Annotated in this window: 20 protein-coding genes; 19 read left to right on the forward strand and 1 reads right to left on the reverse strand. The window is 61.1% G+C overall.

All coding sequences use genetic code 11. From position 1 onward, the window contains the following. The first annotated feature begins 142 nt into the window (after positions 1-142). The 19 genes from A7D21_RS00355 to A7D21_RS00445 all read left to right on the forward strand — a co-directional run bounded on the left by A7D21_RS00355 (position 143) and on the right by A7D21_RS00445 (position 23,424). Positions 143-1,600: a cytosine permease gene (locus A7D21_RS00355; RefSeq protein WP_069550835.1), complete on the forward strand. Its 1,458-nt coding sequence runs from the start codon at positions 143-145 to the stop codon at positions 1,598-1,600. A gap of 69 nt (positions 1,601-1,669) precedes the next feature. After that, positions 1,670-2,635, forward strand: a complete 966-nt coding sequence (locus A7D21_RS00360; protein WP_053253916.1) for an ABC transporter substrate-binding protein — start codon at positions 1,670-1,672, stop codon at positions 2,633-2,635. Between the two features lie 71 nt (positions 2,636-2,706). Further along, the gene (locus A7D21_RS00365; protein WP_053253917.1) at positions 2,707-3,558 is read left to right on the forward strand and encodes a proline/glycine betaine ABC transporter permease; all 852 of its coding nucleotides are present in this window, start codon (positions 2,707-2,709) and stop codon (positions 3,556-3,558) included. Beyond that, positions 3,555-4,379: a glycine betaine/L-proline ABC transporter ATP-binding protein gene (locus A7D21_RS00370; protein ID WP_053253918.1), complete on the forward strand. Its 825-nt coding sequence runs from the start codon at positions 3,555-3,557 to the stop codon at positions 4,377-4,379. Before A7D21_RS00365 ends, A7D21_RS00370 begins: the two co-directional genes overlap by 4 nt. Positions 4,380-4,515: 136 nt before the next feature. Further along, a complete protein-coding gene (gene hutH, locus A7D21_RS00375; RefSeq protein WP_069550949.1) occupies positions 4,516-6,039 on the forward strand; it encodes a histidine ammonia-lyase in 1,524 nt (507 codons plus the stop codon). 45 nt (positions 6,040-6,084) lie between these two features. Next, entirely contained in the window at positions 6,085-7,623 is a 1,539-nt protein-coding gene (gene hutH, locus A7D21_RS00380; protein ID WP_139372183.1) for a histidine ammonia-lyase, read from the forward strand. Between the two features lie 181 nt (positions 7,624-7,804). Next, positions 7,805-9,214: an amino acid permease gene (locus A7D21_RS00385; protein WP_069550836.1), complete on the forward strand. Its 1,410-nt coding sequence runs from the start codon at positions 7,805-7,807 to the stop codon at positions 9,212-9,214. Between the two features lie 15 nt (positions 9,215-9,229). Next, positions 9,230-10,435: an imidazolonepropionase gene (gene hutI, locus A7D21_RS00390; protein ID WP_069550837.1), complete on the forward strand. Its 1,206-nt coding sequence runs from the start codon at positions 9,230-9,232 to the stop codon at positions 10,433-10,435. 29 nt (positions 10,436-10,464) lie between these two features. After that, the gene (gene hutG, locus A7D21_RS00395; RefSeq protein ID WP_053253921.1) at positions 10,465-11,265 is read left to right on the forward strand and encodes an N-formylglutamate deformylase; all 801 of its coding nucleotides are present in this window, start codon (positions 10,465-10,467) and stop codon (positions 11,263-11,265) included. Between the two features lie 176 nt (positions 11,266-11,441). Then, complete coding sequence (locus tag A7D21_RS00400) at positions 11,442-12,389, forward strand: choline ABC transporter substrate-binding protein (protein WP_069550838.1); 948 nt, start codon at positions 11,442-11,444, stop codon at positions 12,387-12,389. A 155-nt stretch (positions 12,390-12,544) separates the two neighbouring features. Then, positions 12,545-13,480: an alpha/beta hydrolase gene (locus tag A7D21_RS00405; protein ID WP_069550839.1), complete on the forward strand. Its 936-nt coding sequence runs from the start codon at positions 12,545-12,547 to the stop codon at positions 13,478-13,480. Between the two features lie 105 nt (positions 13,481-13,585). Continuing rightward, complete coding sequence (pip, locus tag A7D21_RS00410) at positions 13,586-14,557, forward strand: prolyl aminopeptidase (protein WP_053253924.1); 972 nt, start codon at positions 13,586-13,588, stop codon at positions 14,555-14,557. Further along, positions 14,554-14,991, forward strand: a complete 438-nt coding sequence (gene dtd / locus A7D21_RS00415; RefSeq protein ID WP_069550840.1) for a D-aminoacyl-tRNA deacylase — start codon at positions 14,554-14,556, stop codon at positions 14,989-14,991. Before pip ends, dtd begins: the two co-directional genes overlap by 4 nt. Positions 14,992-15,257: 266 nt before the next feature. Further along, a complete protein-coding gene (locus A7D21_RS00420; RefSeq protein WP_069550951.1) occupies positions 15,258-17,033 on the forward strand; it encodes a glucan biosynthesis protein G in 1,776 nt (591 codons plus the stop codon). Further along, the gene (gene mdoH / locus A7D21_RS00425) at positions 17,026-19,596 is read left to right on the forward strand and encodes a glucans biosynthesis glucosyltransferase MdoH (RefSeq protein ID WP_053253926.1); all 2,571 of its coding nucleotides are present in this window, start codon (positions 17,026-17,028) and stop codon (positions 19,594-19,596) included. The genes A7D21_RS00420 and mdoH overlap by 8 nt, the downstream gene beginning before the upstream one ends. A 186-nt stretch (positions 19,597-19,782) precedes the next feature. Next, on the forward strand, positions 19,783-20,583 hold the full coding sequence (locus A7D21_RS00430) for a transporter substrate-binding domain-containing protein (protein ID WP_053253927.1): 801 nt from the start codon (positions 19,783-19,785) through the stop codon (positions 20,581-20,583). Between the two features lie 211 nt (positions 20,584-20,794). Then, positions 20,795-21,592, forward strand: coding sequence for a transporter substrate-binding domain-containing protein (locus tag A7D21_RS00435; protein ID WP_053254192.1), 798 nt, complete (start codon positions 20,795-20,797; stop codon positions 21,590-21,592). Between the two features lie 145 nt (positions 21,593-21,737). Continuing rightward, positions 21,738-22,697, forward strand: a complete 960-nt coding sequence (locus A7D21_RS00440) for an amino acid ABC transporter permease (RefSeq protein WP_069550841.1) — start codon at positions 21,738-21,740, stop codon at positions 22,695-22,697. Further along, positions 22,690-23,424, forward strand: coding sequence for an amino acid ABC transporter ATP-binding protein (locus A7D21_RS00445; protein ID WP_053253929.1), 735 nt, complete (start codon positions 22,690-22,692; stop codon positions 23,422-23,424). The genes A7D21_RS00440 and A7D21_RS00445 overlap by 8 nt, the downstream gene beginning before the upstream one ends. Before the next feature lie 5 nt (positions 23,425-23,429). Here A7D21_RS00445 and A7D21_RS00450 read toward each other — a convergent pair whose 3' ends face one another. Continuing rightward, positions 23,430-25,337 carry a methyl-accepting chemotaxis protein gene (locus A7D21_RS00450; protein ID WP_069550842.1) on the reverse strand — a complete coding sequence of 636 codons (1,908 nt, stop codon included), beginning with the start codon at positions 25,335-25,337 and terminating at the stop codon, positions 23,430-23,432. Positions 25,338-25,374: the final 37 nt, after the last annotated feature.

Genomic DNA, 25,374 nt, shown 5'->3' on the forward strand with positions numbered 1-25,374 from the left:
TCAATGTGGGAGCGGGCTTGCTCGCGAATGCGGTGTGCCAGTCACCGTAATCGTTAGCTGACCCTCCGCTTTCGCGAGCAAGCCCGCTCCCACATTTGATCTGTGTTGCAAACAAAAACAATCCATCAGAGGTTGAACACACATGGCTGCAAATGACGCACGTGCAAGCACCACCCCGTTGATCGAAAGGCGTTCGATCGACTACATCCCGGAAGCGGAAAGACACGGCCGTCTGTTCAGTCAGTTCACCCTATGGATGGGTGCCAACCTGCAAATCACCGCGATCGTCACCGGGGCTCTGGCCGTGGTGCTGGGCGGTGATGTGTTCTGGTCGTTGATCGGTCTGTTGATCGGCCAATTGATCGGTGGCGGTGTCATGGCGTTGCATGCAGCGCAAGGACCGAAGCTGGGCCTGCCGCAGATGATCTCCAGCCGGGTGCAGTTCGGTGTTTATGGCGCGGCCATCCCGATCGTACTGGTCTGTTTGATGTACCTGGGCTTTACCGCGACCGGCACCGTACTGTCCGGCCAAGCGCTGGGCCAGTTGTTTGGCGTCAGTGACAGCGTCGGTATCCTTATTTTCGCCAGTGTCATCGTGCTGGTCACAGTGCTCGGTTACCGGGTGATCCATTGGATCGGCCGCGTCGCCAGCGTCATCGGTGTGGTTGCGTTCGTCTACCTGTTCAGCCGCCTGATCAGCCAGACCGACGTTGGTGCTCTTCTGCAAATCCGCCACTTCAGTTGGAGCAGTTTTTTGCTGGCGGTGTCGCTCGCGGCCTCCTGGCAGATCGCTTTCGGCCCTTACGTGGCGGACTATTCACGGTACTTGCCGAGCAAGACGTCTTCGCTGAAAACCTTTCTCGCCGCTGGCGCGGGTTCGGTCATTGGTGCACAGGTAGCGATGATCCTCGGCGTGTTTGCCGCGGCCATGTCCAACGGGCAATTCGCAGGCCACGAAGTGGCTTACATCGTGGGTTTGAGCGGCACGGGGGCCACGGCTGCGCTGCTGTACTTCAGCATCGCTTTCGGCAAGGTCACCATCTCTACGCTGAACTCCTACGGCAGTTTCATGTGCATCGCGACCATCATCAGCGGCTTTCGGGGTCGCCTGGAGGTCACGCGTCTGCAGCGCCTGGTTTTCGTGCTGGTCATTGTCGGCACTGCGACCCTGATCGCGTTGCTCGGCCAGCACTCGTTCCTCGGGGCGTTCAAGTCTTTCATCCTGTTCCTGCTGGCGTTCTTTACGCCCTGGAGTGCGATCAACCTGGTGGATTACTACTGCATCACCCGCGAGCGCTATGACGTGCCGGCGCTGGCCGACCCGAACGGTCGCTACGGCCGCTGGAACCTGCTCGGTATCAGCGTGTATGTCTTCGGCGTGTTGGTGCAATTGCCCTTCATCTCGACCAAGTTCTACACCGGCCCGCTGGTGGCCGCGCTGGGTGATGTGGATATTTCCTGGATCATCGGTCTGGTGCTTCCCGCAGCCCTCTATTACGTCTGTGCGAAAAAATGGCACAGCGCAATTCCTGAACGACTGATCCTGCCGCAAGAGCAGGGCGCTACACCAACGACAAACGGGCTGACTGCACAGGCCTGATGGGACGTGGACAGGGCAGGATGCCTACTGACTTCCGTAATCCATTTCAAGATTGGGAGCGTCACAACAATGAACATGAATAAGACCCTGCTGGCCACACTGTTTTCTGCAGGCCTGCTGGCGAGTGTCGGCGCGCAAGCGGCCGGTTGGTGCGAATCCGGCAAACCGGTGAAATTCGCCGGCCTGAACTGGGAAAGCGGCATGTTGCTCACCGACATCCTGCAAACCGTCCTGGAGAAAGGCTACGACTGCAAAACCGACAGCCTGCCGGGCAACTCCATCACCATGGAAAACGCCCTGAGCAGCAACGACATCCAGGTGTTTGCCGAAGAGTGGGTCGGCCGCAGTGAAGTCTGGAACAAGGCCGAGAAGGCCGGCAAAGTCGTCGGCGTCGGTGCCCCGGTTGTCGGTGCTGTCGAAGGCTGGTACGTGCCGCGTTATGTGATCGAAGGCGACGCCAAGCGCAAGCTGGAACCCAAGGCGCCGGGCCTGAAAAACATCGCCGACCTGGCCAAATACGCCTCGGTGTTCAAGGACCAGGAAGAGCCGTCCAAAGGCCGTTTCTACAACTGCCCGGCCGGCTGGACCTGTGAGCTGGACAACAGCGAGATGCTCAAAAGCTACGGCCTGGAAAGCACCTACACCAACTTCCGCCCGGGCACCGGCCCGGCGCTGGATGCGGCGGTGCTGTCGAGCTACAAGCGTGGCGAGCCGATCCTGTTTTACTACTGGTCGCCCACCCCGCTGATGGGCCAGGTTGATCTGGTCAAGCTGGAAGAAAAACCCGGTGTGGATAAAACCGTGAGCATCAAGGTTGGCTTGTCCAAGACCTTCCATGAGCAGGCGCCGGAGTTGGTGGCCGTGCTGGAGAAGGTCAACCTGCCTATCGATCTGCTGAACCAGAACCTGGGCCGCATGGCCAAAGAGCGAATTGAGTCGCCAAAACTGGCGAAAATTTTCCTCAAGGAACATCCTGAAGTCTGGCACGCATGGGTGAGCGACGACGCAGCCAAGAAAATCGACGCGGCCTTGTAGGTTGAGCGTTTCCGGTTGCCTTCACCGGCAACCGGACGCCTGGCCACAACCCACTGGATCGAGAGCACGCTATGTTTCCTGAGAGTTTTACGTTTTCCATCGCCGACTGGGTCAACGGTTGGGTGGACTCGCTGGTCACCAACTATGGCGATGTGTTCCGGCACATCTCCGACACCCTGCTATGGGCCATCGTCAACCTGGAAGGGTTGCTGCGCGCGGCGCCCTGGTGGCTGATGCTAATCATCGTCGGCGGGATCGCCTGGCACGCCACCCGCAAGGTGCTGACCACGGCGGTCATCGTTGGCTTGCTGTTCCTGGTGGGCGCGGTGGGCCTGTGGGACAAACTGATGCAAACGCTCGCACTGATGATGGTCGCCACGGTGATCTCGGTGCTGATCGGCATTCCGCTGGGCATTCTGTCGGCACGCAGCAATCGCCTGCGTTCGGTGCTGATGCCGTTGCTCGACATCATGCAAACCATGCCCAGCTTCGTGTACCTGATTCCGGTGCTGATGCTGTTCGGCCTCGGTAAGGTGCCGGCGATTTTCGCCACGGTGATCTACGCCGCGCCACCGCTGATTCGCCTGACGGATTTGGGCATTCGCCAAGTCGACGGCGAGGTCATGGAAGCCATCAATGCCTTCGGTGCCAACCGCTGGCAGCAACTGTTCGGCGTGCAACTGCCGCTGGCGCTGCCGAGCATCATGGCCGGGATCAACCAGACCACCATGATGGCGCTGTCGATGGTGGTGATTGCCTCGATGATCGGTGCCCGTGGCCTGGGTGAAGACGTCCTCGTCGGCATCCAGACCCTCAACGTTGGCCGTGGCCTCGAAGCCGGGCTGGCGATCGTGATTCTTGCAGTGGTCATCGACCGCATTACCCAGGCCTATGGTCGTCCACGGCATGAGGCGAACAAATGACTACTGTCAGCAAAATTGAAGTTAAGAACGTCTTCAAGATCTTCGGCAACCGCTCCAAGGACGCGCTGGCCCTGGTTGGCCAGGGCAAGACCAAGGACCAGGTGCTGGCCGAGACCGGCTGCGTGGTCGGCGTGAATGACCTGTCCCTGAGCATCGGCACCGGCGAGATCTTTGTGATCATGGGCTTGTCGGGCTCCGGCAAGTCGACCTTGGTGCGTCACTTCAACCGCCTGATCGATCCCACCAGCGGCGCGATCCTGGTGGACGGCGAAGACATCCTGCAACTGGACATGGAAGCCTTGCGCCAATTCCGTCGGCACAAGATCAGCATGGTGTTCCAGAGCTTCGGCCTGCTGCCCCACAAGAGCGTGCTCGACAACGTCGCCTATGGCTTGAAAGTGCGTGGCGAAACCAAGCAGGTCTGCGCCGAACGCGCGCTGCACTGGATCGAAACCGTGGGCCTCAAAGGCTACGAAAACAAATACCCGCACCAGCTTTCCGGCGGCATGCGCCAGCGTGTGGGCCTGGCTCGCGCCTTGGCGGCTGACACCGACATCATTCTGATGGACGAAGCCTTCAGTGCGCTCGACCCGCTGATCCGCGCCGAGATGCAGGACCAGTTACTCGAGCTGCAAAAGACCCTGCACAAGACCATCGTGTTCATCACCCACGACCTCGACGAGGCCGTGCGTATCGGCAACCGCATTGCGATCCTCAAGGACGGCAAGCTGATCCAGGTCGGCACGCCACGCGAGATCTTGCATTCGCCGGCGGATGAGTATGTGGACCGGTTTGTTCAGCGGCGGGCGGCGGTGGTCTGACCCGGATTTTGAGGTGAGCCGGCTGGCCTCTTCGCGAGCAAGCCCGCTCCCACATTTGGAATGCGTTCCCCTGTGGGAGCGGGCTTGCCCGCGAAGAGGCCGGTAAGGCTGCACAAGAATTGAAGAAGGTATGAAGATGTCCCAGGCAGCAAAAATCATCATCGCCGACGCCCCGATGCGCTGGCAGGACGTGGTCGCCGTGGCCCGTCATGGCGCGGTGCTCGAACTGTCGGGCCACGCCTGGGCGCGCATCGACAATGCCCAGGCCATCGTGCAGCGCATCGTCACCCGCGGTGAACGCGCCTATGGCGTGAACACCGGCCTGGGCGCGCTGTGCAACGTGTCGCTCAAGGGCGAGCAACTCAGCCAGCTGTCGCGCAACACCCTGCTCAGCCACGCTTGTGGCGTCGGCCCGGTGCTCCGCGACGAGCAGACCCGCGCGATTATTTGCGCGGCCATCATCAACTACAGCCACGGCAAATCCGGCCTGCATCCGCAGGTGGTGCATTCGTTGCTGGCGCTGCTTAACCACGGCATCACGCCGCAAGTGCCGTCCCAGGGTTCGGTGGGTTACCTGACCCACATGGCCCACGTCGGCGTGGCCTTGCTCGGTGTTGGCAATGTGAGCTACCAGGGCCGCATCGTTACGGCGCAACAGGCCCTGAGCGCAGAAGGTTTGCAGCCGGTGGTGCTCGGCGCCAAGGACGGCCTGTGCCTGGTCAACGGCACGCCGTGCATGACCGGCCTGAGCTGCCTGGCCCTGGCCGACGCGCATCACTTGCTGCAATGGGCCGACGTAATCGGCGCCATGAGCTTTGAGGCCCTGCGCGGCCAGATCGATGCGTTTGACGAAACCATCATCGCCCTCAAGCCGCACCCCGGCATGCAACACGTGGGTATCAACCTGCGCGCCTTGCTCGACGGCAGTGAAGTGATCGCCAGCAGCAAGGGCATCCGCACCCAGGACGCCCTGAGCATTCGCTCGATCCCGCAGATTCACGGTGCAGCCCGCGACCAGGTAGAACACGCCACTCGCCAGATCGAGACCGAACTCAACAGCGCCACGGACAACCCGCTGGTGCTCGGCACTCCGGACGACTACCGCGTAGTGTCCCAGGCCAACCCGCACGGTCAGTCCGTAGCGCTGGCGGCCGACATGCTCGCCATTGCCATGGCTGAAATCGGCGCGGTGGCCGAGCGCCGCCTGGACCGCCTGATCAACCCGCATGTCAGCGGCTTGCCGGCGTTCCTGGTCAGCAACCCCGGGGTCAACTCCGGGATGATGATCGTGCAGTACGTCGCGGCATCCCTGTGCGGGCAAAACCGCCAACTGGCCCAACCGGCGGTGCTCGACAACTTCGTCACCTCCGGCCTGCAGGAAGACCACCTGAGCATGGGCACCAATGCCGCGCTCAAGCTGCATCAGCTGTTGGCCAACGTCACCCAGATTCTCGCCATCGAATACCTGCTGGCGGCCCAGGCCTTCGAGTTTCTCAAGGACCAGCGTTTCGGCGCAGGCACTCACTGTGCCTGGCGCCTGTTGCGCGAAACAGTCCCGGCCTATGAGCAGGACCGCTGGCTGGCGCCGGACATCGCGAGCGCCGCCGCGCTGCTCAACGACAGCACTTTGCTGCACCACGTATTACCGAATTTGCACTGAGCACTTATTCAACAGAAGTATTCAAAAGAACAATTCACAAGGAGTATGAATGTGACTGCGCTAAATCTGATTCCAGGCCAACTGAGCCTTGCCCAACTGCGGGCTATCTACCAGCAGCCGGTAACCCTCAGCCTGGATGACAGCGCCACGGCGCAGATCGAAGCCAGCGTTGCCTGCGTGGAGCAGATTCTCGCCGAGAATCGCACGGCCTACGGCATCAACACCGGTTTTGGCCTGCTGGCCTCGACCCGCATCGCCAGCGAAGACCTGGAAAACCTCCAGCGTTCCCTGGTGCTGTCCCACGCCGCCGGCGTCGGTGAGCCGATCAGCGATGCGCTGGTGCGGCTGGTCATGGTGCTCAAGGTGAACAGCCTGAGCCGTGGCTTCTCGGGGATTCGCCGCCAGGTGATCGACGCGCTGATCGCCTTGATCAATGCCCAGGTGTACCCCCACATCCCGCTCAAAGGTTCGGTCGGTGCATCCGGTGACCTGGCGCCCCTGGCACACATGTCGTTGGTGCTGCTCGGCGAAGGCAAGGCGCGCTATAAAGGCGAATGGCTGGAAGCCACTGAAGCGCTGAAAGTCGCCGGCCTGGCGCCGCTGACCCTCGCCGCCAAGGAAGGCCTTGCGCTGCTCAACGGCACGCAGGTGTCCACCGCGTACGCCCTGCGCGGCCTGTTCGAAGGCGAAGATTTGTTCGCCGGCGCACTCGCGTGTGGTGGCTTGACCGTGGAAGCCGTGCTGGGCTCGCGCTCGCCGTTCGACGCACGGATTCACGCGGCGCGTGGCCAACGCGGGCAGATCGATTCGGCTGCGGCCTATCGCGATCTGCTGGGCGAAAGCAGCCAGGTCTCGCAGTCGCACCAGAATTGCGACAAGGTGCAAGACCCTTACTCCCTGCGCTGCCAGCCGCAAGTCATGGGCGCCTGCCTGACTCAATTCCGCCAGGCCGCCGAAGTGCTGGTGGTGGAAGCCAACGCCGTGTCGGATAACCCACTGGTGTTCGCAGCCGAAGGCGACGTGATCTCCGGCGGTAACTTCCACGCCGAACCGGTGGCCATGGCCGCGGATAACATGGCACTGGCCATCGCTGAAATCGGCTCCCTGAGCGAGCGTCGTATCTCGCTGATGATGGACAAGCACATGTCGCAACTGCCGCCGTTCCTGGTGGGCAATGGCGGGGTGAACTCCGGCTTCATGATCGCCCAGGTCACGGCGGCAGCCCTGGCCAGCGAGAACAAGGCGCTGTCCCATCCGCATAGCGTTGATAGCCTGCCGACGTCCGCCAACCAGGAAGACCACGTGTCCATGGCCCCGGCTGCCGGCAAGCGTCTGTGGGAAATGGCTGAGAACACGCGTGGCATCCTTGCCGTTGAATGGCTGGCGGCCTGCCAGGGCCTGGACCTGCGCGAAGGCTTGAAAACTTCGCCGAAGCTGGAAAAAGCCCGTGGCATCCTGCGCGCCAAAGTGGGGTTCTACGACAAGGACCGCTTCTTTGCCCCGGACATCATTGCCGCCACTGAGCTGCTCGCCAGCCGCTGCCTGAATGAGCTGGTGCCGGCCACGTTGCTGCCAAGCCTCTAAGCTCGCCGCTGTCCAATGTGGGCGCTGTCGAGCCCCAGCGAGGCTGCGAAGGCGTCGGCACAGGCAACATTTTTGTTGCCTGACACACCGCCTTCGCAGCCTCGCTAAAGCTCGACAGCGCCCACATTTAATGTGCGATAGCGATGGATTTTCTCGGGATAAAAATAATTAGGGAAGAGAAATGCACCAGCAAGAAAAGGGTTTGAAACGCGGGCTCAGTGCCCGACATATTCGCTTCATGGCACTCGGTTCCGCGATCGGCACCGGGCTGTTCTATGGCTCCGCCTCGGCCATCCAGATGGCGGGCCCTGCCGTTCTGCTGGCCTACCTGATTGGCGGTGCCGCTGTGTTCATGGTCATGCGCGCCCTTGGCGAAATGGCCGTGCACAACCCGGTGTCCGGCTCTTTCGGCCAATACGCCAGCACCTACCTGGGCCCCATGGCCGGGTTTATCCTCGGCTGGACGTATGCGTTTGAAATGATCATCGTCTGCCTCGCCGACGTTACCGCTTTCGGCATTTACATGGGCTTCTGGTTTCCTGACGTCGCGCGTTGGGTGTGGGTGCTCGGCATTGTGTTTTTGATCGGCGGCCTGAACCTGTGCAGCGTCAAAGTGTTTGGCGAGATGGAGTTCTGGCTGTCGTTGCTCAAGGTTGGCGCCATCGTGGCGATGATTCTCGGCGGCTTCGGCATCATGCTGTTCGGCATCCACTCGGCGGGTGAGACTCAGGCCAGTGGCCTGAGCAACCTGTGGGCCCATGGCGGCTTCATGCCTAATGGGGTCGGCGGTTTGATCGCCTCGTTCGCGGTGGTGATGTTTGCCTTCGGCGGCATCGAAATCATCGGCATCACCGCCGGTGAAGCCAAGGACCCGCAACGCGTTATCCCCAAGGCGATCAACGCGGTGCCGCTGCGCATCCTGTTGTTCTATGTGCTGACCCTGTTTGTGCTGATGGCCCTCTACCCGTGGCCACAGATCGGCAGCCAGGGCAGCCCGTTCGTGCAGATCTTCAGCAACCTTGGCATCGGCTCGGCGGCGACCCTTCTTAACATCGTGGTGATCTCGGCGGCGGTCTCAGCCATCAACAGCGACATCTTCGGCGCCGGCCGCATGATGTACGGGCTGGCCCAGCAAGGTCAGGCGCCCAAGGGCTTTGCTCAGTTGTCCAAGCAAGGCGTGCCCTGGATGACCGTGGTGGTGATGGGCGCGGCGCTGCTTGGCGGCGTGGTGCTCAACTACCTGATCCCGGAAAATGTGTTCCTGTTGATTGCCTCGATCGCGACCTTCGCCACGGTGTGGGTGTGGTTGATGATTTTGTTCACTCAGGTCGCGATGCGCCGTTCGATGACCCAGGCGCAGGTCGCCGAGCTGAAATTCCCGGTACCGTTCTGGCCCTACGCGCCAGCGGCCGCCATTGTGTTCATGCTGTTCGTGTTTGGCGTGCTGGGTTACTTCCCGGACACCCAGGCCGCTTTGCTGGTCGGCGCCGTCTGGATCGTGCTGCTGGTGCTCGCCTACCTGCTGTGGGTCAAGCCCGTTGCCGGGCAGGGCGCCAAGGTCCATTACGACTCGGCTTTGTCTCATCGATAACTTAGGGAGGCGTTGATGAAAACGCTTTGGCAACACTGCCACGTCGCAACCATGGCCCAGGGCAAATACTCGATCATCGAGGATGCCGCCATGGTCACCGCGGGTTCGCTGATCGAGTGGATCGGCCCCCGTAGCCAGGCGCCAGCGGCGGATTACGCGCAGGTGCATGACCTGCAAGGCGCGTGGGTCACCCCCGGGCTGATCGACTGCCACACCCACACGGTGTTCGGTGGCAATCGCAGCGGCGAATTCGAGCAGCGCCTGGAAGGCGTGAGCTACGCCGAAATCGCCGCCAAGGGTGGCGGTATTGCCAGCACCGTGCGCGCCACGCGTGCCGCCAGCGAAGATGAATTGTTTGCCAGCGCGCACAAGCGCCTGCGCAGTCTGCTGCGCGACGGCGTGACCACGGTGGAGATCAAATCCGGCTACGGCCTGGACCTGGCCAGTGAGCGCAAATTGCTGCGGGTGATTCGGCGCCTCGGCGAAGCGCTGCCGGTCAGCGTGCGTGCCACCTGCCTGGCGGCCCACGCGTTGCCGCCGGAGTACAAGGACCGCGCGGATGATTACATCGACCACATCTGCACTGAGATGCTGCCGGCCCTGGCAGCGGAGGGGCTGGTGGACGCGGTGGATGCGTTCTGCGAATACCTGGCGTTTTCCCCGGAACAGGTGGAGCGGGTGTTTAAAGTCGCCCAGCAACTGGGCCTGCCGGTGAAGCTGCACGCCGAACAACTGTCGTCGCTGCACGGCTCCAGCCTGGCCGCGCGTTACCAGGCGTTGTCGGCGGACCATCTGGAGTTCATGACCGAAGAAGATGCCATCGCCATGGCCGCTTCCGGCACCGTCGCGGTGCTGTTGCCGGGCGCCTTCTACTTCCTGCGCGAAACCCAGTTGCCGCCGATGGCAGCCCTGCGCAAACACGGCGTGAAGATCGCCATCGCCAGTGACCTCAACCCCGGCACCTCACCGGCGTTGTCGGTGCGCCTGATGCTGAACATGGCCTGCACCCTGTTCCGGATGACCCCGGAAGAAGCCCTGGCGGGCGCCACGCAACACGCGGCCACCGCGCTGGGCATGGGCCAGACCCATGGTTCGCTGGAGGCGGGCAAGGTCGCCGACTTTGTCGCCTGGCAGATTGATCGTCCCGCCGACCTGGCCTACTGGCTGGGCGGCGAACTGGATAAACGCGTCGTGCGCCACGGCGTCGATGTCACTGTTTAAGGCTGCCTTTGTGAACGAGGAGTACTGCTGTGGATAAGGTTCTGAACTTCAAACAAGGCCGTGTGCCGCTGCTGATCAGCATGCCCCACGCCGGCCTGCGCCTGACGCCCGCGGTGGAAGCCGGGTTGATCCCCGAAGCGCAAAGCCTGCCGGACACCGATTGGCACATTCCCACGCTGTATGACTTTGCCGAGGAACTGGGCGCCAGCACCTTGTCGGCCGAGTACTCGCGGTTTGTCATCGACCTGAACCGGCCGTCGGACGACAAACCCTTGTACGCCGGTGCCACCACCGGGCTATACCCGGCGACGTTGTTCGACGGCGTGGCGTTGTTCCGCGAAGGCCTGGAGCCTTCCCCGGCGGAGCGCGCCACCTACCTGCAAAAAATCTGGGGCCCGTACCACCGCGCCCTGCAAGAAGAACTGGCGCGGCTCAAGGCTGAGTTTGGCTATGCATTGCTGTTTGATGCGCACTCGATCCGCTCGGTGATCCCGCACCTGTTCGACGGCAAGCTGCCGGACTTCAACCTCGGCACTTTCAACGGCGCCGCTTGTGATCCTCAGCTGGCCAGCCAGTTGGAAGCCATCTGCGCCACGCATCCGCAGTACACCCACGTGCTCAACGGGCGCTTCAAGGGCGGGCACATCACCCGCCACTACGGCGACCCGGCGCAGGATATCCACGCCGTGCAATTGGAGCTGTGCCAGAGCGCTTATATGGAAGAGTTCGAGCCGTTTCGTTATCGGCCTGATCTGGCCGAGCCGACACGGGTGGTGTTGAAGCAATTGTTGGAAGGGTTCCTGAACTGGGGGCACAAGCACTACCGGTAATTTTCGGTGCTGCTGAAATAGCGTTCGACTTGCCCGCGATGGCGGCCTCACGGTCGCCCCAGTGCAACTGCCGGTCGCCACTGGTCGTGTTAGCAGAGGTCCCGCTGGGTAAGGTTGTGGGCAGGGCGCGTCAGACGCCACTCCCCACAATAAAGCTGCCGAGTGAGACCTCTTTGATGAAAAGACCGTTCAACCGTTACCTGTTGACCCTCATCGGCGCCGCACTCCTGAGTGCACAAGCCATGGCCGCTGAACCGGCCTCCTGCAAAGCGGTGCGCATGGGCGTGGTCAGTTGGACCGACGTGATCGCCACCTCGGGCATGGCCGACGTGCTGCTCAACGGCCTGGGCTACGACAGCAAGCAGACCAGTGCGGTGCAGCAGATCATCTTTGCCGGCATCCGCGACAAGCGCCTGGAGATCTTCCTCGGCTACTGGAAACCGGCGATGGACAACAATATCGCGCCATTCCTGGCCGCCAAGCAGGTCAAGGTCTTCGACACGCCCAGCCTCTCCGATGCCCAAGCCACCCTGGCCGTGCCGCAGTACGTGGCCGATGCCGGATTGAAAACGTTCGCCGACATCGCCCGCTTCAAGGACAAACTGGGCGGCAAGATCTACGGTATCGAGCCCGGCAGCGGTGCCAATACCGATATCCAGAGAATGATCGACACCAACCACTTCGGCCTCGGCGACTTCAAACTGGTCGCCTCCGGTGAGGCAGGCATGCTGGCGGCGGTGCAGCGCGCGGTGAATCGCAAGGAGTTCGTGGTGTTTGTCGGCTGGACCCCACACCCGATGAACATCAATATGAAAATGGCCTACCTCACCGGCAGTGAAGATGTGTTCGGCCCGGACGAAGGTCGCGCTACGGTTTCCACCGTCACCGCGCCGGACTTTGGCGAACGTTGCCCCAACGCCAACCGCCTGCTGGCAAACCTGACCTTCACCGCCGCCCAGGAAAGCCAGTTGATGGTACCGATCATGGAGCGTCAGTCGCCGCAGCATGTGGCCAAGCAATGGCTGCGTGACCACCCTGAGGATTTGCAGCGCTGGTTGGCCGGGGTTACGGCGTTTGATGGCAGCGATGGCATGGCAGCAGTGCAGGCCAGCCTCAAACCTTAAGCCGGCCACGGTAGATCAAACAACACAGCGCAGAGGTGGGAGCGGGCTTGCTCGCGAATACGGTGGGTCAACCAGCTGATCAGGCGGCTGATACACCGTATTCGCGAGCAAGCCCGCTCCCACCGGTTGATCGCCATTGTCAGAGACATTTACGTATGTCCGAATATCCTATTTCTTCGCCGATGCGCGCCTTCGTCGCCAAAACCGACGCCTTCACCCGTGACGACGCGTCGCTGGCAGGCTTACGCCACAACTACAACCGTATGTGCCAGGCCTTCACGCCACCGAAGCCTGAAGGGCTGCAAGTCTCGGACTTCGCACTGGGCGGCGTAGGCGTGCGCAGTTACTTACCCACGGCTCCGGCGCCGACGGAGGGCTGGCCCTGTCTCCTTTATATGCACGGCGGCGGTTGGGTGGTCGGCGGGCTGGATTCCCATGATTTCATGTGTTTCGAGTTGGCCAATACGCTGCAGGTGCTGGTGCTCGCCATCGATTATCGCCTGGCACCCGAACACCCGTTCCCGGCGGCTTACGAGGATTGCCGCGCGGTGTGGCAAGCGATCCAGGCGGGCGAGGGGCCGCACGCCATCCACCTGCAACGTCTGGCGGTGATCGGTGACAGCGCGGGCGGCAATCTGGCTGCGGCGCTGTGTCTGGGCCTGCGCGATGACGGCCAGCCGCTGCCCCTGGCTCAAGTGCTGATTTATCCAGGGCTGGGCGGCGCGTCTGATTTGCCGTCGCGGCGTGACTGCCGGGATGCGCCGCTGCTCAGCACGGCCGACACCGACGGCTACCGGGCGCTCTACCTGCCGGGCACCGGCCATCCATCGCCCTATGCACTGCCACTGCTGGCCGAGGATTTCAGCGGTTTGCCCAAGGCATTGATCGCCGTGGCCCAGTTCGACCCGCTGCGTGATGACGGCAGGCTCTACGCCGAACGCCTGCAAGCGGCGGGCGTGTCCGCGCTGATGTATCCGGGCAAGGGCCTGATCCACGGCTGTTTGCGCGCGCGCGGCCAAGTGGCGGAGGTGGATCAACTGTATGACTGTCTGCTGGATTACCTGAGGAGCGAAGGGCTGACACAGGTCTAAGCGCTCAAGGACATGCTCATTGCACAATTCGGGTTTATGATGCCAGACGGCAAAAAATAATAGACGTCCCCCCAGGGATGAAACCGACACCCTACGGAGCGCGCAATGCAGACTTGGTACCCGCAGATCAAACCCTACGCCCGGCACGATCTGGCAGTCGATGACACCCACACGCTGTACGTCGATGAAAGTGGCTCCCCCGAGGGCTTGCCCGTCGTCTTCATTCATGGCGGCCCGGGCTCCGGTTGCGACGCGCAGAGCCGCTGCTACTTTGATCCGAACCTTTACCGCATTGTGACCTTCGACCAGCGCGGTTGCGGGCGCTCCACCCCTCGCGCAAGCCTGGAAAACAACACCACCTGGGACTTGGTCGCCGACCTTGAGCGCATCCGCGAGCACCTGGGCATCGAAAAATGGGTGCTGTTCGGCGGCTCCTGGGGGTCGACCCTTTCCCTGGCCTACGCACAAACCCATCCTGAGCGTGTGCATGGCCTGATCCTGCGCGGCATCTTCCTGGCTCGCCCGCAAGACATTCACTGGTTCTACCAGGACGGCGCGAGCCGCATGTTCCCCGATTACTGGCAGGATTACCTTGCGCCGATCCCTGCGGATGAGCGCCACAACATGGTTGCGGCTTACCACAAGCGCCTGACCGGCAACGACCAGATCGCCCAGATGCACGCGGCCAAAGCCTGGTCCGGCTGGGAAGGTCGTATGTTGGGCCTGTGCCCGAGCCCGCAGCATGTCGAGCGTTTTTCCGAGCCGCAGCGCGCGCTGTCCATTGCGCGTATCGAGTGCCACTACTTCACCAACGACTCCTTCCTGGAGCCCAACCAGCTGATTCGCGACATGCACAAGATCGCCCATCTGCCTGGCGTAATCATTCATGGCCGCTACGATATGATCTGCCCGCTGGACAATGCCTGGGAGCTGCATCAGGCGTGGCCCAACAGTGAGCTGCAAGTGATCCGCGAAGCCGGCCATGCCGCGTCCGAACCGGGCATCACCGATGCGTTGGTGCGCGCGACCGGCGAGATGGCACGACGCCTGCTTGATCTGCCCCCTGAAGAAGCATGAAGGGCCTGTTGCAGCGGGTGCGTGGCGCCCGCGTCGAGGTTGCGGGCGAAGTCGTAGGGGCAATTGACCAGGGTTTGTTGGTGCTGGTAGCCGTCGAACCTTCAGATACGCCCGAGAGCGCCGACAAACTGTTGCACAAGCTGCTTAACTACCGGGTATTCAGTGACGACGAGGGCAAGATGAACCTGTCCTTGAAGGATATCGGTGGTGGTTTGTTGCTGGTGTCGCAGTTCACCCTGGCGGCGGACACCAAAAGCGGGCTGCGGCCGAGCTTCTCCACGGCGGCCCCTCCGGCACTCGGAGCAGCGCTTTTTGAGTACTTGTTGTTACAAGCGCAACAATTGCATGGCAAGGTGGCGTCAGGGCGTTTTGGCGCGGATATGCAGGTGCATTTGGTCAATGATGGCCCTGTGACCTTCCTCTTACAGACATGAATGTATTAAAAACGACTTTAATGCCTAAAAACGCAGGGTTTCGCTACAAATACTTCGTTGTCCCTGATGCGTTGTTTCGCGGGCTACTAGATAATCGCGCGCTACGGGGATCAGCGTTGTTTGGTCCATTTTTGACTTAGGTAGAGACTTGTCCGTCGACCATTGGGGAATCATTTTGACCCAGGGGAGTCGGAACAATGCTCGCCAACCTGGCATATAGATAGCTGGCCGTTGGTTTTTTGATCTGTTTTCGGCGAGGGTTGCTCGTGATTGTTAGTCCCTGTAATGCACCAAAATTGTCTGCCAAACGGTTACGAAACGCACTGGTAACGGGCTCTGCCCTGTTTTGCCTGTTCGGCGCGGGTCAACTGTGGGCATTCAGTCTGGATGATGTGTCGGCCAAGGCAAAAGAGCTGGCCGGGCAGAAATACGAAGCTCCGCGCAGCAATCTGCCTAACGAATTTCGCGAAATGAAATTCGCCGACTATCAGAAGATTCGTTTCCGTAACGAAAAAGCCGAATGGGCCGATCAGAACACGCCGTTCAAACTGTCCTTCTATCACCAGGGCATGCACTTCGACACGCCGGTGAAAATCAACGAAGTGACCGCCGACAGTGTTCATGAAATCAAGTACGACCCGACGCGTTTCGATTTCGGTGACGTGAAATATGATCCAAAGTCCACCGAACAACTGGGTTATGCCGGTTTCCGTGTGCTTTACCCGATCAACAAAGACGACAAGCAAGACGAAATCATGACCATGCTCGGCGCCAGCTACTTCCGCGTCGTCGGCAAAGGCCAGGCCTATGGCCTGTCCGCCCGTGGCATGGCGATCGACACTGCATTGCCGTCCGGCGAAGAGTTCCCGCGTTTCACCGAGTTCTGGATCGAGCGTCCAAAACCGGGCGAAAAACAGCTGGTGATCTTCGCCCTGCTGGATTCGCCACGCGCGACCGGCGCCTATCGCCTGACCCTGCGCCCTGGCACCGACACCATTGTCGACGTCAAGTCGCAGATGTTCCTGCGCGACAAGGTCACCAAGCTGGGCATTGCCCCGCTGACCAGCATGTACCTGTTCGGCGCGAACCAGCCGTCGAAAGTGCTCAATTACCGTCGTGAACTGCACGACTCCAGCGGTCTGTCGATCCATGCCGGCAATGGCGAGTGGATCTGGCGCCCACTGAACAACCCTAAACACCTGTCGGTCAGTAACTTCAGCGTCGAGAACCCGCGTGGTTTCGGCTTGCTGCAACGTGGCCGTGACTTCAGCCACTACGAAGACCTGGACGACAACTACGACAAGCGCCCAAGCGCCTGGATCGAGCCTGAAGGCGACTGGGGCAAGGGTTCCGTCGACCTGGTAGAGATTCCGACCGCCGACGAAACCAACGACAACATCGTTGCGTTCTGGAGCCCGGCCGAACTGCCGAAAGTCGGCGAGCCGCTGGACGTCAGCTACCGCCTGCACTGGACCATGGACGAAAAGGCCCTGCACCCGGCCGACAGCGCCTGGGTCAAGCAGACCCTGCGTTCCACCGGTGACGTGAAGCAATCCAACCTGATCCGTCAGCCTGACGGCAGCGTGGCCTACCTGGTGGACTTCGAGGGCCCGGCCCTGAAGAACCTGCCGGCGGACGCCCCGGTTCGCAGCCAGGTGAGTGTTGGCGACAACGCCGAAATCGTTGAAAACAGCGTGCGCTACAACGAGCACACCAAAGGCTGGCGCCTGACCCTGCGCATGAAGATCAAAGACGCAGGCAAGCCGACCGAAATGCGTGCGGCGTTGGTTGAGGACATCGTCAAACCTGAGCCTGAGAAGGTCTCGACCCAGGTGCTCAAAGCCGACAAGCTGTTGGCCAAGCAACACGAGAAACAGGCCAAGAAAGACGCGAAAGAAGCTAAAGACGCCAAAGACGCGAAAGACAAGGACGCCAAGCAGCCAGAAGCGGCCTCAGCCACTCCACTCTCTAACCCAGATCCGGCCAAGACAGAACATGTCCTGACCGAGACCTGGAGCTATCAGTTGCCTGCCGATGAGTAATTCTCAAGCCACGCCCGAGACGCTCTCCGAGTACCTGGCGCACCTCCCGATGACTGCAGAGCAGCGCGCCGAACTGGCGGGCTGCACTTCCTTCAGCGAGCTGCACCAACGTTTGTCGTCCGCAACCTTCGACGCACCAACCGACGCTGCCCAAGCGTCGGTTGGCCGTCGGCTGACCCTCAACACGGCTGAAGAGCTGCAAGATGCAGAAATGCTGGCACTCGATGCCAGTGGCCGTGTCTGCCTGAAGGCCACGCCGCCGATCCGTCGGACCAAAGTGGTGCCCGAGCCTTGGCGTACCAACATCCTGGTGCGCGGCTGGCGCCGGATGACCGGTCGCACCAACCCTCCGGCACCGCCGAAGGACGAGCGTGTATTGCCAGCGGCTCGCTGGCGTACCGTGGGTTCGATCCGTCGCTATATCCTGCTGGTGCTGATGCTCGGCCAGACCATCGTTGCCGGCTGGTACATGAAAGGCATCATGCCGTACCAGGGCTGGTCGCTGGTCGACTTCGACGAGATTCGCAATCAGACCCTGCTGCAAACCGCCACCCAGGTACTGCCTTACGCCCTGCAAACCAGCATCCTGATCATGTTCGGGATCTTGTTCTGCTGGGTTTCGGCCGGTTTCTGGACCGCGCTGATGGGCTTCCTCGAACTGCTCACCGGTCACGATAAATACCGGATCTCCGGTAAAAGTGCCGGCGACGAGCCGATTCCGAAAGATGCCCGCACCGCGTTGGTGATGCCGATCTGCAACGAAGACGTGCCCCGGGTATTTGCCGGTCTGCGTGCGACGTTTGAGTCGGTAGCCGCCACCGGTGACCTGGATCGCTTTGATTTCTTCGTCCTCAGCGACAGTAACGAAGCCGATATCTGCATCGCCGAACAACAAGCCTGGCTTGATGTGTGCCGCGAAGCCGGTGGTTTCGGCAAGATCTTCTATCGCCGTCGTCGCCGTCGCGTGAAGCGCAAGAGCGGCAACCTTGACGACTTCTGCCGTCGTTGGGGCGGTGAATACAAGTACATGGTGGTCCTCGACGCCGACAGCGTGATGAGCGGCGAATGCCTGACCAGCCTGGTGCGCCTGATGGAAGCCACGCCGGATGCCGGGATTATCCAGACCGCGCCACGGGCGTCGGGCATGGACACCCTGTATGCGCGCATGCAGCAGTTCGCTACCCGCGTCTATGGCCCGCTGTTTACGGCTGGCCTGCACTTCTGGCAGTTGGGTGAATCGCACTACTGGGGCCACAACGCCATCATCCGCATGAAGCCATTTATCGAGCACTGCGCCCTCGCGCCGTTGCCGGGTAAAGGGGCGTTTGCCGGTGCGATTCTGTCCCACGACTTCGTTGAAGCAGCGCTGATGCGCCGTGCCGGCTGGGGCGTGTGGATTGCCTACGACCTGCCGGGCAGCTATGAAGAGCTGCCGCCGAACCTGCTGGACGAACTCAAGCGTGACCGTCGCTGGTGCCACGGTAACCTGATGAACTTCCGCCTGTTCCTGGTAAAAGGCATGCACCCGGTACACCGTGCGGTGTTCCTGACCGGCGTGATGTCGTACCTGTCGGCACCGTTGTGGTTCTTCTTCCTGGTGCTGTCGACAGCGTTGCTGGCGGTGAACACCCTGATGGAACCCCAGTACTTCATGGCGCCACGCCAGTTGTACCCGCTGTGGCCGCAATGGCATCCGGACAAGGCGGTGGCGCTGTTCTCCACCACCATTGTGTTGCTGTTCCTGCCTAAATTGCTGAGCATCATCCTGATCTGGGCCAAGGGCGCGAAAGAGTTCGGCGGCAAGTTCAAGGTGACCTTGTCGATGCTGCTGGAGATGTTGTTCTCCATGCTGCTGGCCCCGGTGCGGATGATCTTCCACACCCGTTTCGTGCTCGCTGCGTTCCTCGGCTGGGCTGCGACCTGGAACTCGCCGCAGCGTGACGACGACTCCACGCCATGGAGCGAGGCGGTCAAGCGCCACGGTCCACAAACCCTGCTTGGCTTCCTGTGGGCGCTGCTGGTGGTGTGGTTGAACCCAAGCTTCCTGTGGTGGCTGATCCCGATCGTGGGTTCGCTGATGCTGTCGATTCCGGTGTCGGTGATCTCCAGCCGGGTCAAGCTGGGCCTCAAGTCCCGCGACGAGAGCCTGTTCCTGATCCCCGAGGAATACAATCCGCCGCAAGCCCTGCTGTCGACCGAGAAGTACACCCACGAAAACCGTTGGCACGCCCTCAATGACGGGTTTGTGCGTTCGGTGGTCGACCCGCAGCAAAACGCCCTGGCCTGCGCCCTGGCGACCTCGCGTCACCGTGAGGCGGAGCCGATCGAGCACCTGCGTCAGGAACGTGTTCGCCACGCGTTGAAAGTCGGCCCTGCCGGCCTCAACAATGGCGAGCGCCTGGCGTTGCTCAGTGACCCGGTGGCCCTCGCTCGTCTGCACCAGCAGGTGTGGAACGAAGGCCACGCCGAGTGGCTCGGCGCCTGGCGTGAATCGATCAAGGCTGATCCGCACGCGCCATTGCTGCCGCTGCAACCCCTGTCGTCCCAGGCCCAACTGGCCTGATTCAGACACCCCCGAGGGTTCACCTCGGGGGCGTTCGAAGCGCTGGTCCTACAGCGTTTCACGCTTCTTCCTCTTAGCTCTAACCCCTTGTTATTTCGAAACAAAAGACCTTTGTTCGAGACGTATTGCCGTGCCTTTTGCTGGGGTAGGATCGCCCCCCATATTGACGAGGCTGCGGGGGGATTCATGATCAACAGGTATTATTCGGCATGGCTGATCGGCGTTGCCGCATTGGCGTGTGTCGGCTGGGTGAATGCTGGCGCCCTAGAGGATGCCGTTCGGCGTGGCGTGCTTAAAGTCGGCACCACGCCCACCTACGTGCCCTTTGAAATGACGGATAAACAGGGGCGTATCGTCGGCTTTGAAGTCGATTTGCTCCAGGCGATGAGCCAAGCCTTGGGGGTCGAGCTGGAGTTGGTGGCGGTGCCCTATACCGAGTTGCTGCCGGGCCTGATGGCGAAAAAGTTTGACCTGATTGGCAGCGGCATGACGGTGACGCAGGAGCGCAACCTTAAACTCAATTTCAGCGACTCCTTTATCGTGGTGGGCCAGACCGTACTGCTGCATCCGAGCCTTGCGGGCAAGGTTTCCAGCATAGAAGACCTGGACGAAGCGGGTTACCGGATCGCCGCCATTGAAGGCACTACGGGGGAAGCCGCGGCGCAACGTTTTCTGGGCGCCGCTCGCCTGCGCAGTTTCGCCACGCCGGAAGAAGGCGTGCGGGAGGTGGTGGAGGGCAGGGCCGATGCTTTCATTCATGACGCGCCCTACAACCTGATTGCGATGGCCAGGCCGGAAAACCACACACTCTTTGCACTTGAGCAGCCGTTTACCTTTGAGCCCCTGGCGTTCGGCCTGAAAAAAGGTGATTACGACAGCCTGAATTGGATCAACCATTTCCTCAATCAAATAGCGCAGGACGGCACCTACGATCAGTTGCATGACAAGTGGTTCAAGGACACCACCTGGGTGGGGGAGATGGACTGATCGTCATAACTGTTTACACATCAATCAGTTGCCTGCGCACGTGTCTACGCCCGTGCTTCTCTGCACCGTTGTGGGGCTTTTCCGACCTACGCCGATAACATTTACCTGTGAAACCTTTGTGACGGGCAGCGAGTGGGTTAGGATCGCACCCCGAAATGGTGCAGCCCTTTTGCGCGCCGACCTTACAAGCAATGGTTCAGGGGACGTGATGATGAAAAAGTATCTTTCGAGGCTGATGCTCGGCGTCACCGCGCTGGTCGCCGTCACTGCAGCGCATGCTGGCGCCATCGACGATGCGGTCAAGCGCGGCACGCTGAAAGTCGGCATGGACCCGACCTACATGCCGTTCGAAATGACCGACAAGCGCGGTGAGATCATCGGTTTCGAAGTCGACATCCTCAAGGCCATGGCCAAGTCCATGGGCGTCAAACTGGAGCTGGTCTCCACCGGTTATGACGGCATCATCCCTGCGTTCCTGACCGGCAAGTTCGACATGATCGGCAGCGGCATGACCCTGACCCAGGAGCGCAACCTGCGCCTGAACTTCAGCGAACCCTTCATCGTGGTCGGCCAGACGTTGCTGATTCGCAAAGACCTGGAAGGCACCATCAAGTCCTACAAAGACCTGAACGACGAGAAATATCGCCTGACCTCCAAGCTCGGCACCACCGGTGAGATGATCGCCAAAAAGATGATCTCCAAAGCCAAGTACCACGGCTATGACAATGAGCAGGAAGGCGTGCTGGACGTGGTCAACGGCAAGGCCGATGCCTTTGTGTATGACGCTCCGTACAACGTGGTTGCCGAGAAAAAAGTCGGCAACGGCAAGCTGGTGTTCCTGGACGAGCCCTTCACCTTTGAGCCGTTGGCGTTCGGCCTGAAAAAAGGCGATTACGACAGCCTCAACTACATCAACAATTTCCTGCACCAGATCCGTAACGACGGCACCTACGATCGCCTCCATGACAAGTGGTTCAAGAGCGCCGAGTGGCTCAAGGACATGGAATAAGCCAGGCTGAATACCGAGTCGCGCCTTTCGCGAGCAAGCCCGCTCCCACACTTGACCGCATTCTCATGTTGGAACTCGGTCAAGTGTGGGAGCGGGCTTGCTCGCGAAAGCGGCCTGACAGGCGACATCAATCCCGGAAGCTGAAATGAAACAGAAAAAAGCCCAATGGCCCTGGCACCTGCTGACTGTGGCCGTGCTGGTTGGCCTGGCTGGCGCGTTGTACTACGCCACCTCGCTGATGTCCTACGAGTGGCGCTGGAACCGCGTGCCGCAGTACTTCGCCTATCAGGCGGAAACCTCGCAACGTGCCGCCGACATCTCCACCGTCATTGAACTGGTGCGCAACGGCGACGTAGCCCACGTGACGCTGCGCAATGACGCCGGTGCCGAACAAACGCTGACGGTTGCCGACAATAGCCTGCAAGTGGCGCGCGGTGACGACGTGGCTGAAGGCGATGTGATCGGCGTAACCCGGCATTGGGCGCTGGGCCCGCTGATGTGGGGCTTGTGGACCACCTTGTGGCTGTCGGTTATCTCCGGAATTCTGGGGCTGGTGATTGGCCTGGCGACCGGTTTGTGCCGTCTGTCCAGCAACCCGACCCTGCGCGATCTGTCGACGATCTACGTCGAACTGGTGCGCGGTACGCCGCTATTGGTGCAGATTTTTATTTTCTATTTCTTCATCGGAACGGTGCTTAACCTGTCCCGGGAATTCGCCGGGATCGCCGCGTTGTCGCTGTTCACCGGCGCGTATGTGGCGGAAATCGTCCGCGCCGGCGTGCAGTCCATCACCCGTGGCCAGAATGAAGCCGCACGGTCCCTGGGTTTGAGTGCCAGCCAGTCGATGCGTCACGTGGTGTTGCCGCAAGCGTTCAAGCGCGTGTTGCCGCCGCTGGCCGGGCAATTTATCAGCCTGGTGAAGGACACGTCGCTGGTGTCGGTGATCGCGATTACCGAGCTGCTCAAAAGCGGCCGTGAAGTCATCACCACCTCGTTCTCGCCGTTTGAAATCCTGTTCTGTGTGGCAGGTCTGTACCTGTTGATCAACCTGCCGCTGTCGAAAATGGCCAGCCGGCTTGAGCGGAGGCTCGCGCAAAGTGATTGAAGTCCGCGATCTGGTAAAAGTCTTCGATACCCGTGGCCACGTGGTGCGCGCGGTGGACCACGTCACCACCCAAGTCGCCAAGGGTGAAGTGCTGGTGGTGATCGGCCCTTCGGGGTCGGGAAAATCCACCTTTCTGCGCTGCCTTAACGGGTTGGAGGCGTTTGACGCAGGCTCGGTGAGCATCGACGGCCTGCAACTGGCCGACCCGAAAACGGATGTGAACGCCTATCGCCGCGAAGTCGGCATGGTGTTCCAGCACTTCAACCTGTTCCCCCACATGACCGTGCTGGAAAACCTCTGCCTGGCGCAAAAAGTCGTGCGCAAGCGCGGCAAAAAAGAGCGCGAAGCCAAGGCGCTGGCACTGCTGGAAAAAGTCGGCATTGCGCAAAAGGCCAACGAATTCCCCTCGCGTTTGTCCGGTGGTCAGCAACAGCGGGTGGCGATCGCCCGTGCGTTGGCCATGGAACCCAAGGTGATGCTGTTTGATGAGCCCACCTCGGCGCTGGACCCGGAAATGGTCGGCGAAGTGCTGGACGTGATGAAGACCCTGGCTCTGGAAGGCATGACCATGGTCTGCGTCACCCACGAGATGGGCTTTGCCCGCGAAGTGGCGGACCGGGTGTTGTTCTTCGACCATGGCAAGTTGCTGGAAGACGCCTCACCGGCGCAGTTCTTCGAGGCGCCGAAAGACCCGCGGGCCCAGGCCTTTCTGCGCCAGGTGCTGTAACGGTTTTACACCCTGAACTTGCCCACCCAACCCTGCAAATCCGAGCCCAGGCGCGCCAGTTCGACACTGGCCGCTGCGGTCTCCTGACTGGCGGTCGAGGTCTGTTCCGACACATCCTTGACCTTCAGCACGCTGCGATTGATCTCTTCGGCCACTGCGGTTTGCTCCTCGGCAGCGGCGGCAATCTGAGGGTTCATCTCCTGGATCACCGAGACTGTGCGAGTGATATTGGCCAGAGCGTCCCCCGCGCGGCGGGTCAGTTGCACACTGTTATCGGTGAGGCTGCGACTGTTGTCCATGATGTCGGCGACCTGCTGTGTACCGCGTTGCAGGCTGCCGATCAGTTCTTCAATTTCCTCCGCCGACTGCTGGGTGCGTTGCGCCAGGCTGCGTACCTCATCGGCAACGACCGCAAAACCTCTGCCGGCTTCACCGGCGCGAGCGGCTTCGATGGCGGCGTTGAGGGCCAGCAGGTTGGTTTGCTCCGAGACCGACTTGATCACCTCCAGCACACTGCCGATCTTCTGGCTTTCCTGCCGCAGCCCTTGCATGGCCTGGCTTGAGTGAGCCATCTCTTGGGCCAGGTGTTCGATATGAGTAATCGCCTCGGCCACCACCTGGTCGCCCGCGCTTGCCTGTTGATCGGCTTCGGTGGCAGCGTTCGAGGCTTGCTCGGCGTGGCGTGCAACTTCCTGGGAGGTGGCGAGCATTTCATTCATGGCCGTGGCCACTTGTTCGGTTTCCTGTTTCTGCTCCTCGACGCCAGCGCGCGAATGTTCGGTCACGCTGGACAACTGCTCGGCAGCGCTGGCGATCTGTCGCGCACTGTCGCCGATGCCCCCGATCAAGCCGCGCAGGTTGAGCGTCATTTGCCCGATGCTGCGTTGCAGCTGCCCCAATTCATCGCGGCGAGTGGTGGTGATGTCCTGGCTCAGATCGCCCTCGGCGACTCGATTGGCAGCCAACAGCGCATGGTGCAGCGGTTTGACGATCTGCATGGCGATCAGCCACGCGGCCAGTGCGCCCACTAACAGTGCCGCTGCGGTGACATTGAGCAGCAAGGTGCGAGCGATGCCCGCTTCTTTGTCACGTTTGGCGGTTTGGTCCTGGCTCAACAGGTCGCTTTCCGTGAGCAACTGATCCAGCCATTGCTCAAGCTGGTTCTGGGTGGTCTCGGTGGTGAGCTGGGCGTCCTTGAGCCGCGCCAATTGCGTGCGATAGTCGAGCAACGCGCTCTTAAGCGCGACGTTGTTAACGGGCAGTGTCATCACGGTGGCCTCTGCGCGGTCGAGTGCCTGGATCGATTCATCGACGCCTTTGGCGTAACTGTCCAACGAAGCCGCAGCCCAGGCGGGGTTGCGCGCGCGGTCTTCGGCTTGCTCCATGGCTTGCCGCAGTTGCTCTACGGCATCGAGGGCTCTTTCGTCGTCCTGATTGGGCAGGTCACTGGACAACTGCGCCAGCACGTCGCTGGCCTGTACCGCGCCAAGCTTGAGCTGTTCCTGCGCGGTTTCGCGCTGTTTGATCAAATTTTCCAGGCCACCCAAGGCGGTTTTGAAGCCGGTCGCAAAGCGGCGGCTTTGTTGCAACTGCTGTTGATTGATCGGGTCGGAAAAACGCGGCGAAAGCGTCACCAGCAGGCCGTCGATTTTTTCGATATGCAAACCAATCTTGACCAGGCTCGCCGGGTCGCTGAGGGTTCGGTAAACGATACGATCGGCGCGCAGCTCTTCGCCGACGACCGCCAGTTGCGAGAGGATGGTCAGCTTCTGAGAGCGTGCGAGCGAGGCGTCCAACGCTTGCCAGCCCGTGGACGCGATGACCAGGCTAAGACAGAGCACCAGGCCAAAGCCCAGGGCAAGTTTGAGGGTGATGCCGAGATTGCCTAACAGGCGGGTCAGTGGACGAATCATGGTAAACCTCCAACGAATCAAAAGGAGCGTTTCGACG

The sequence above is a fragment of the Pseudomonas sp. AP19 genome (assembly GCF_001728855.1).
GTDB lineage: Bacteria > Pseudomonadota > Gammaproteobacteria > Pseudomonadales > Pseudomonadaceae > Aquipseudomonas > Aquipseudomonas fluorescens.

What these genes read in the sequence shown, in the direction of transcription:
- hutI (WP_069550837.1), top strand. Translation starts at nt 9,230, where the DNA reads ATGAAAACGCTTTGGCAACACTGCCACGTCGCAACCATGGCCCAGGGC.
- pip (WP_053253924.1), top strand. Translation starts at nt 13,586, where the DNA reads ATGCAGACTTGGTACCCGCAGATCAAACCCTACGCCCGGCACGATCTG.
- mdoH (WP_053253926.1), top strand. Translation starts at nt 17,026, where the DNA reads ATGAGTAATTCTCAAGCCACGCCCGAGACGCTCTCCGAGTACCTGGCG.
- A7D21_RS00400 (WP_069550838.1), top strand. Translation starts at nt 11,442, where the DNA reads ATGAAAAGACCGTTCAACCGTTACCTGTTGACCCTCATCGGCGCCGCA.
- A7D21_RS00450 (WP_069550842.1), bottom strand. Translation starts at nt 25,337, where the DNA reads ATGATTCGTCCACTGACCCGCCTGTTAGGCAATCTCGGCATCACCCTC.
- A7D21_RS00430 (WP_053253927.1), top strand. Translation starts at nt 19,783, where the DNA reads ATGATCAACAGGTATTATTCGGCATGGCTGATCGGCGTTGCCGCATTG.
- hutH (WP_139372183.1), top strand. Translation starts at nt 6,085, where the DNA reads ATGAATGTGACTGCGCTAAATCTGATTCCAGGCCAACTGAGCCTTGCC.
- A7D21_RS00435 (WP_053254192.1), top strand. Translation starts at nt 20,795, where the DNA reads ATGAAAAAGTATCTTTCGAGGCTGATGCTCGGCGTCACCGCGCTGGTC.
- A7D21_RS00440 (WP_069550841.1), top strand. Translation starts at nt 21,738, where the DNA reads ATGAAACAGAAAAAAGCCCAATGGCCCTGGCACCTGCTGACTGTGGCC.
- A7D21_RS00370 (WP_053253918.1), top strand. Translation starts at nt 3,555, where the DNA reads ATGACTACTGTCAGCAAAATTGAAGTTAAGAACGTCTTCAAGATCTTC.
- A7D21_RS00360 (WP_053253916.1), top strand. Translation starts at nt 1,670, where the DNA reads ATGAACATGAATAAGACCCTGCTGGCCACACTGTTTTCTGCAGGCCTG.
- A7D21_RS00355 (WP_069550835.1), top strand. Translation starts at nt 143, where the DNA reads ATGGCTGCAAATGACGCACGTGCAAGCACCACCCCGTTGATCGAAAGG.
- hutH (WP_069550949.1), top strand. Translation starts at nt 4,516, where the DNA reads ATGTCCCAGGCAGCAAAAATCATCATCGCCGACGCCCCGATGCGCTGG.
- dtd (WP_069550840.1), top strand. Translation starts at nt 14,554, where the DNA reads ATGAAGGGCCTGTTGCAGCGGGTGCGTGGCGCCCGCGTCGAGGTTGCG.
- A7D21_RS00385 (WP_069550836.1), top strand. Translation starts at nt 7,805, where the DNA reads ATGCACCAGCAAGAAAAGGGTTTGAAACGCGGGCTCAGTGCCCGACAT.
- A7D21_RS00405 (WP_069550839.1), top strand. Translation starts at nt 12,545, where the DNA reads ATGTCCGAATATCCTATTTCTTCGCCGATGCGCGCCTTCGTCGCCAAA.
- A7D21_RS00365 (WP_053253917.1), top strand. Translation starts at nt 2,707, where the DNA reads ATGTTTCCTGAGAGTTTTACGTTTTCCATCGCCGACTGGGTCAACGGT.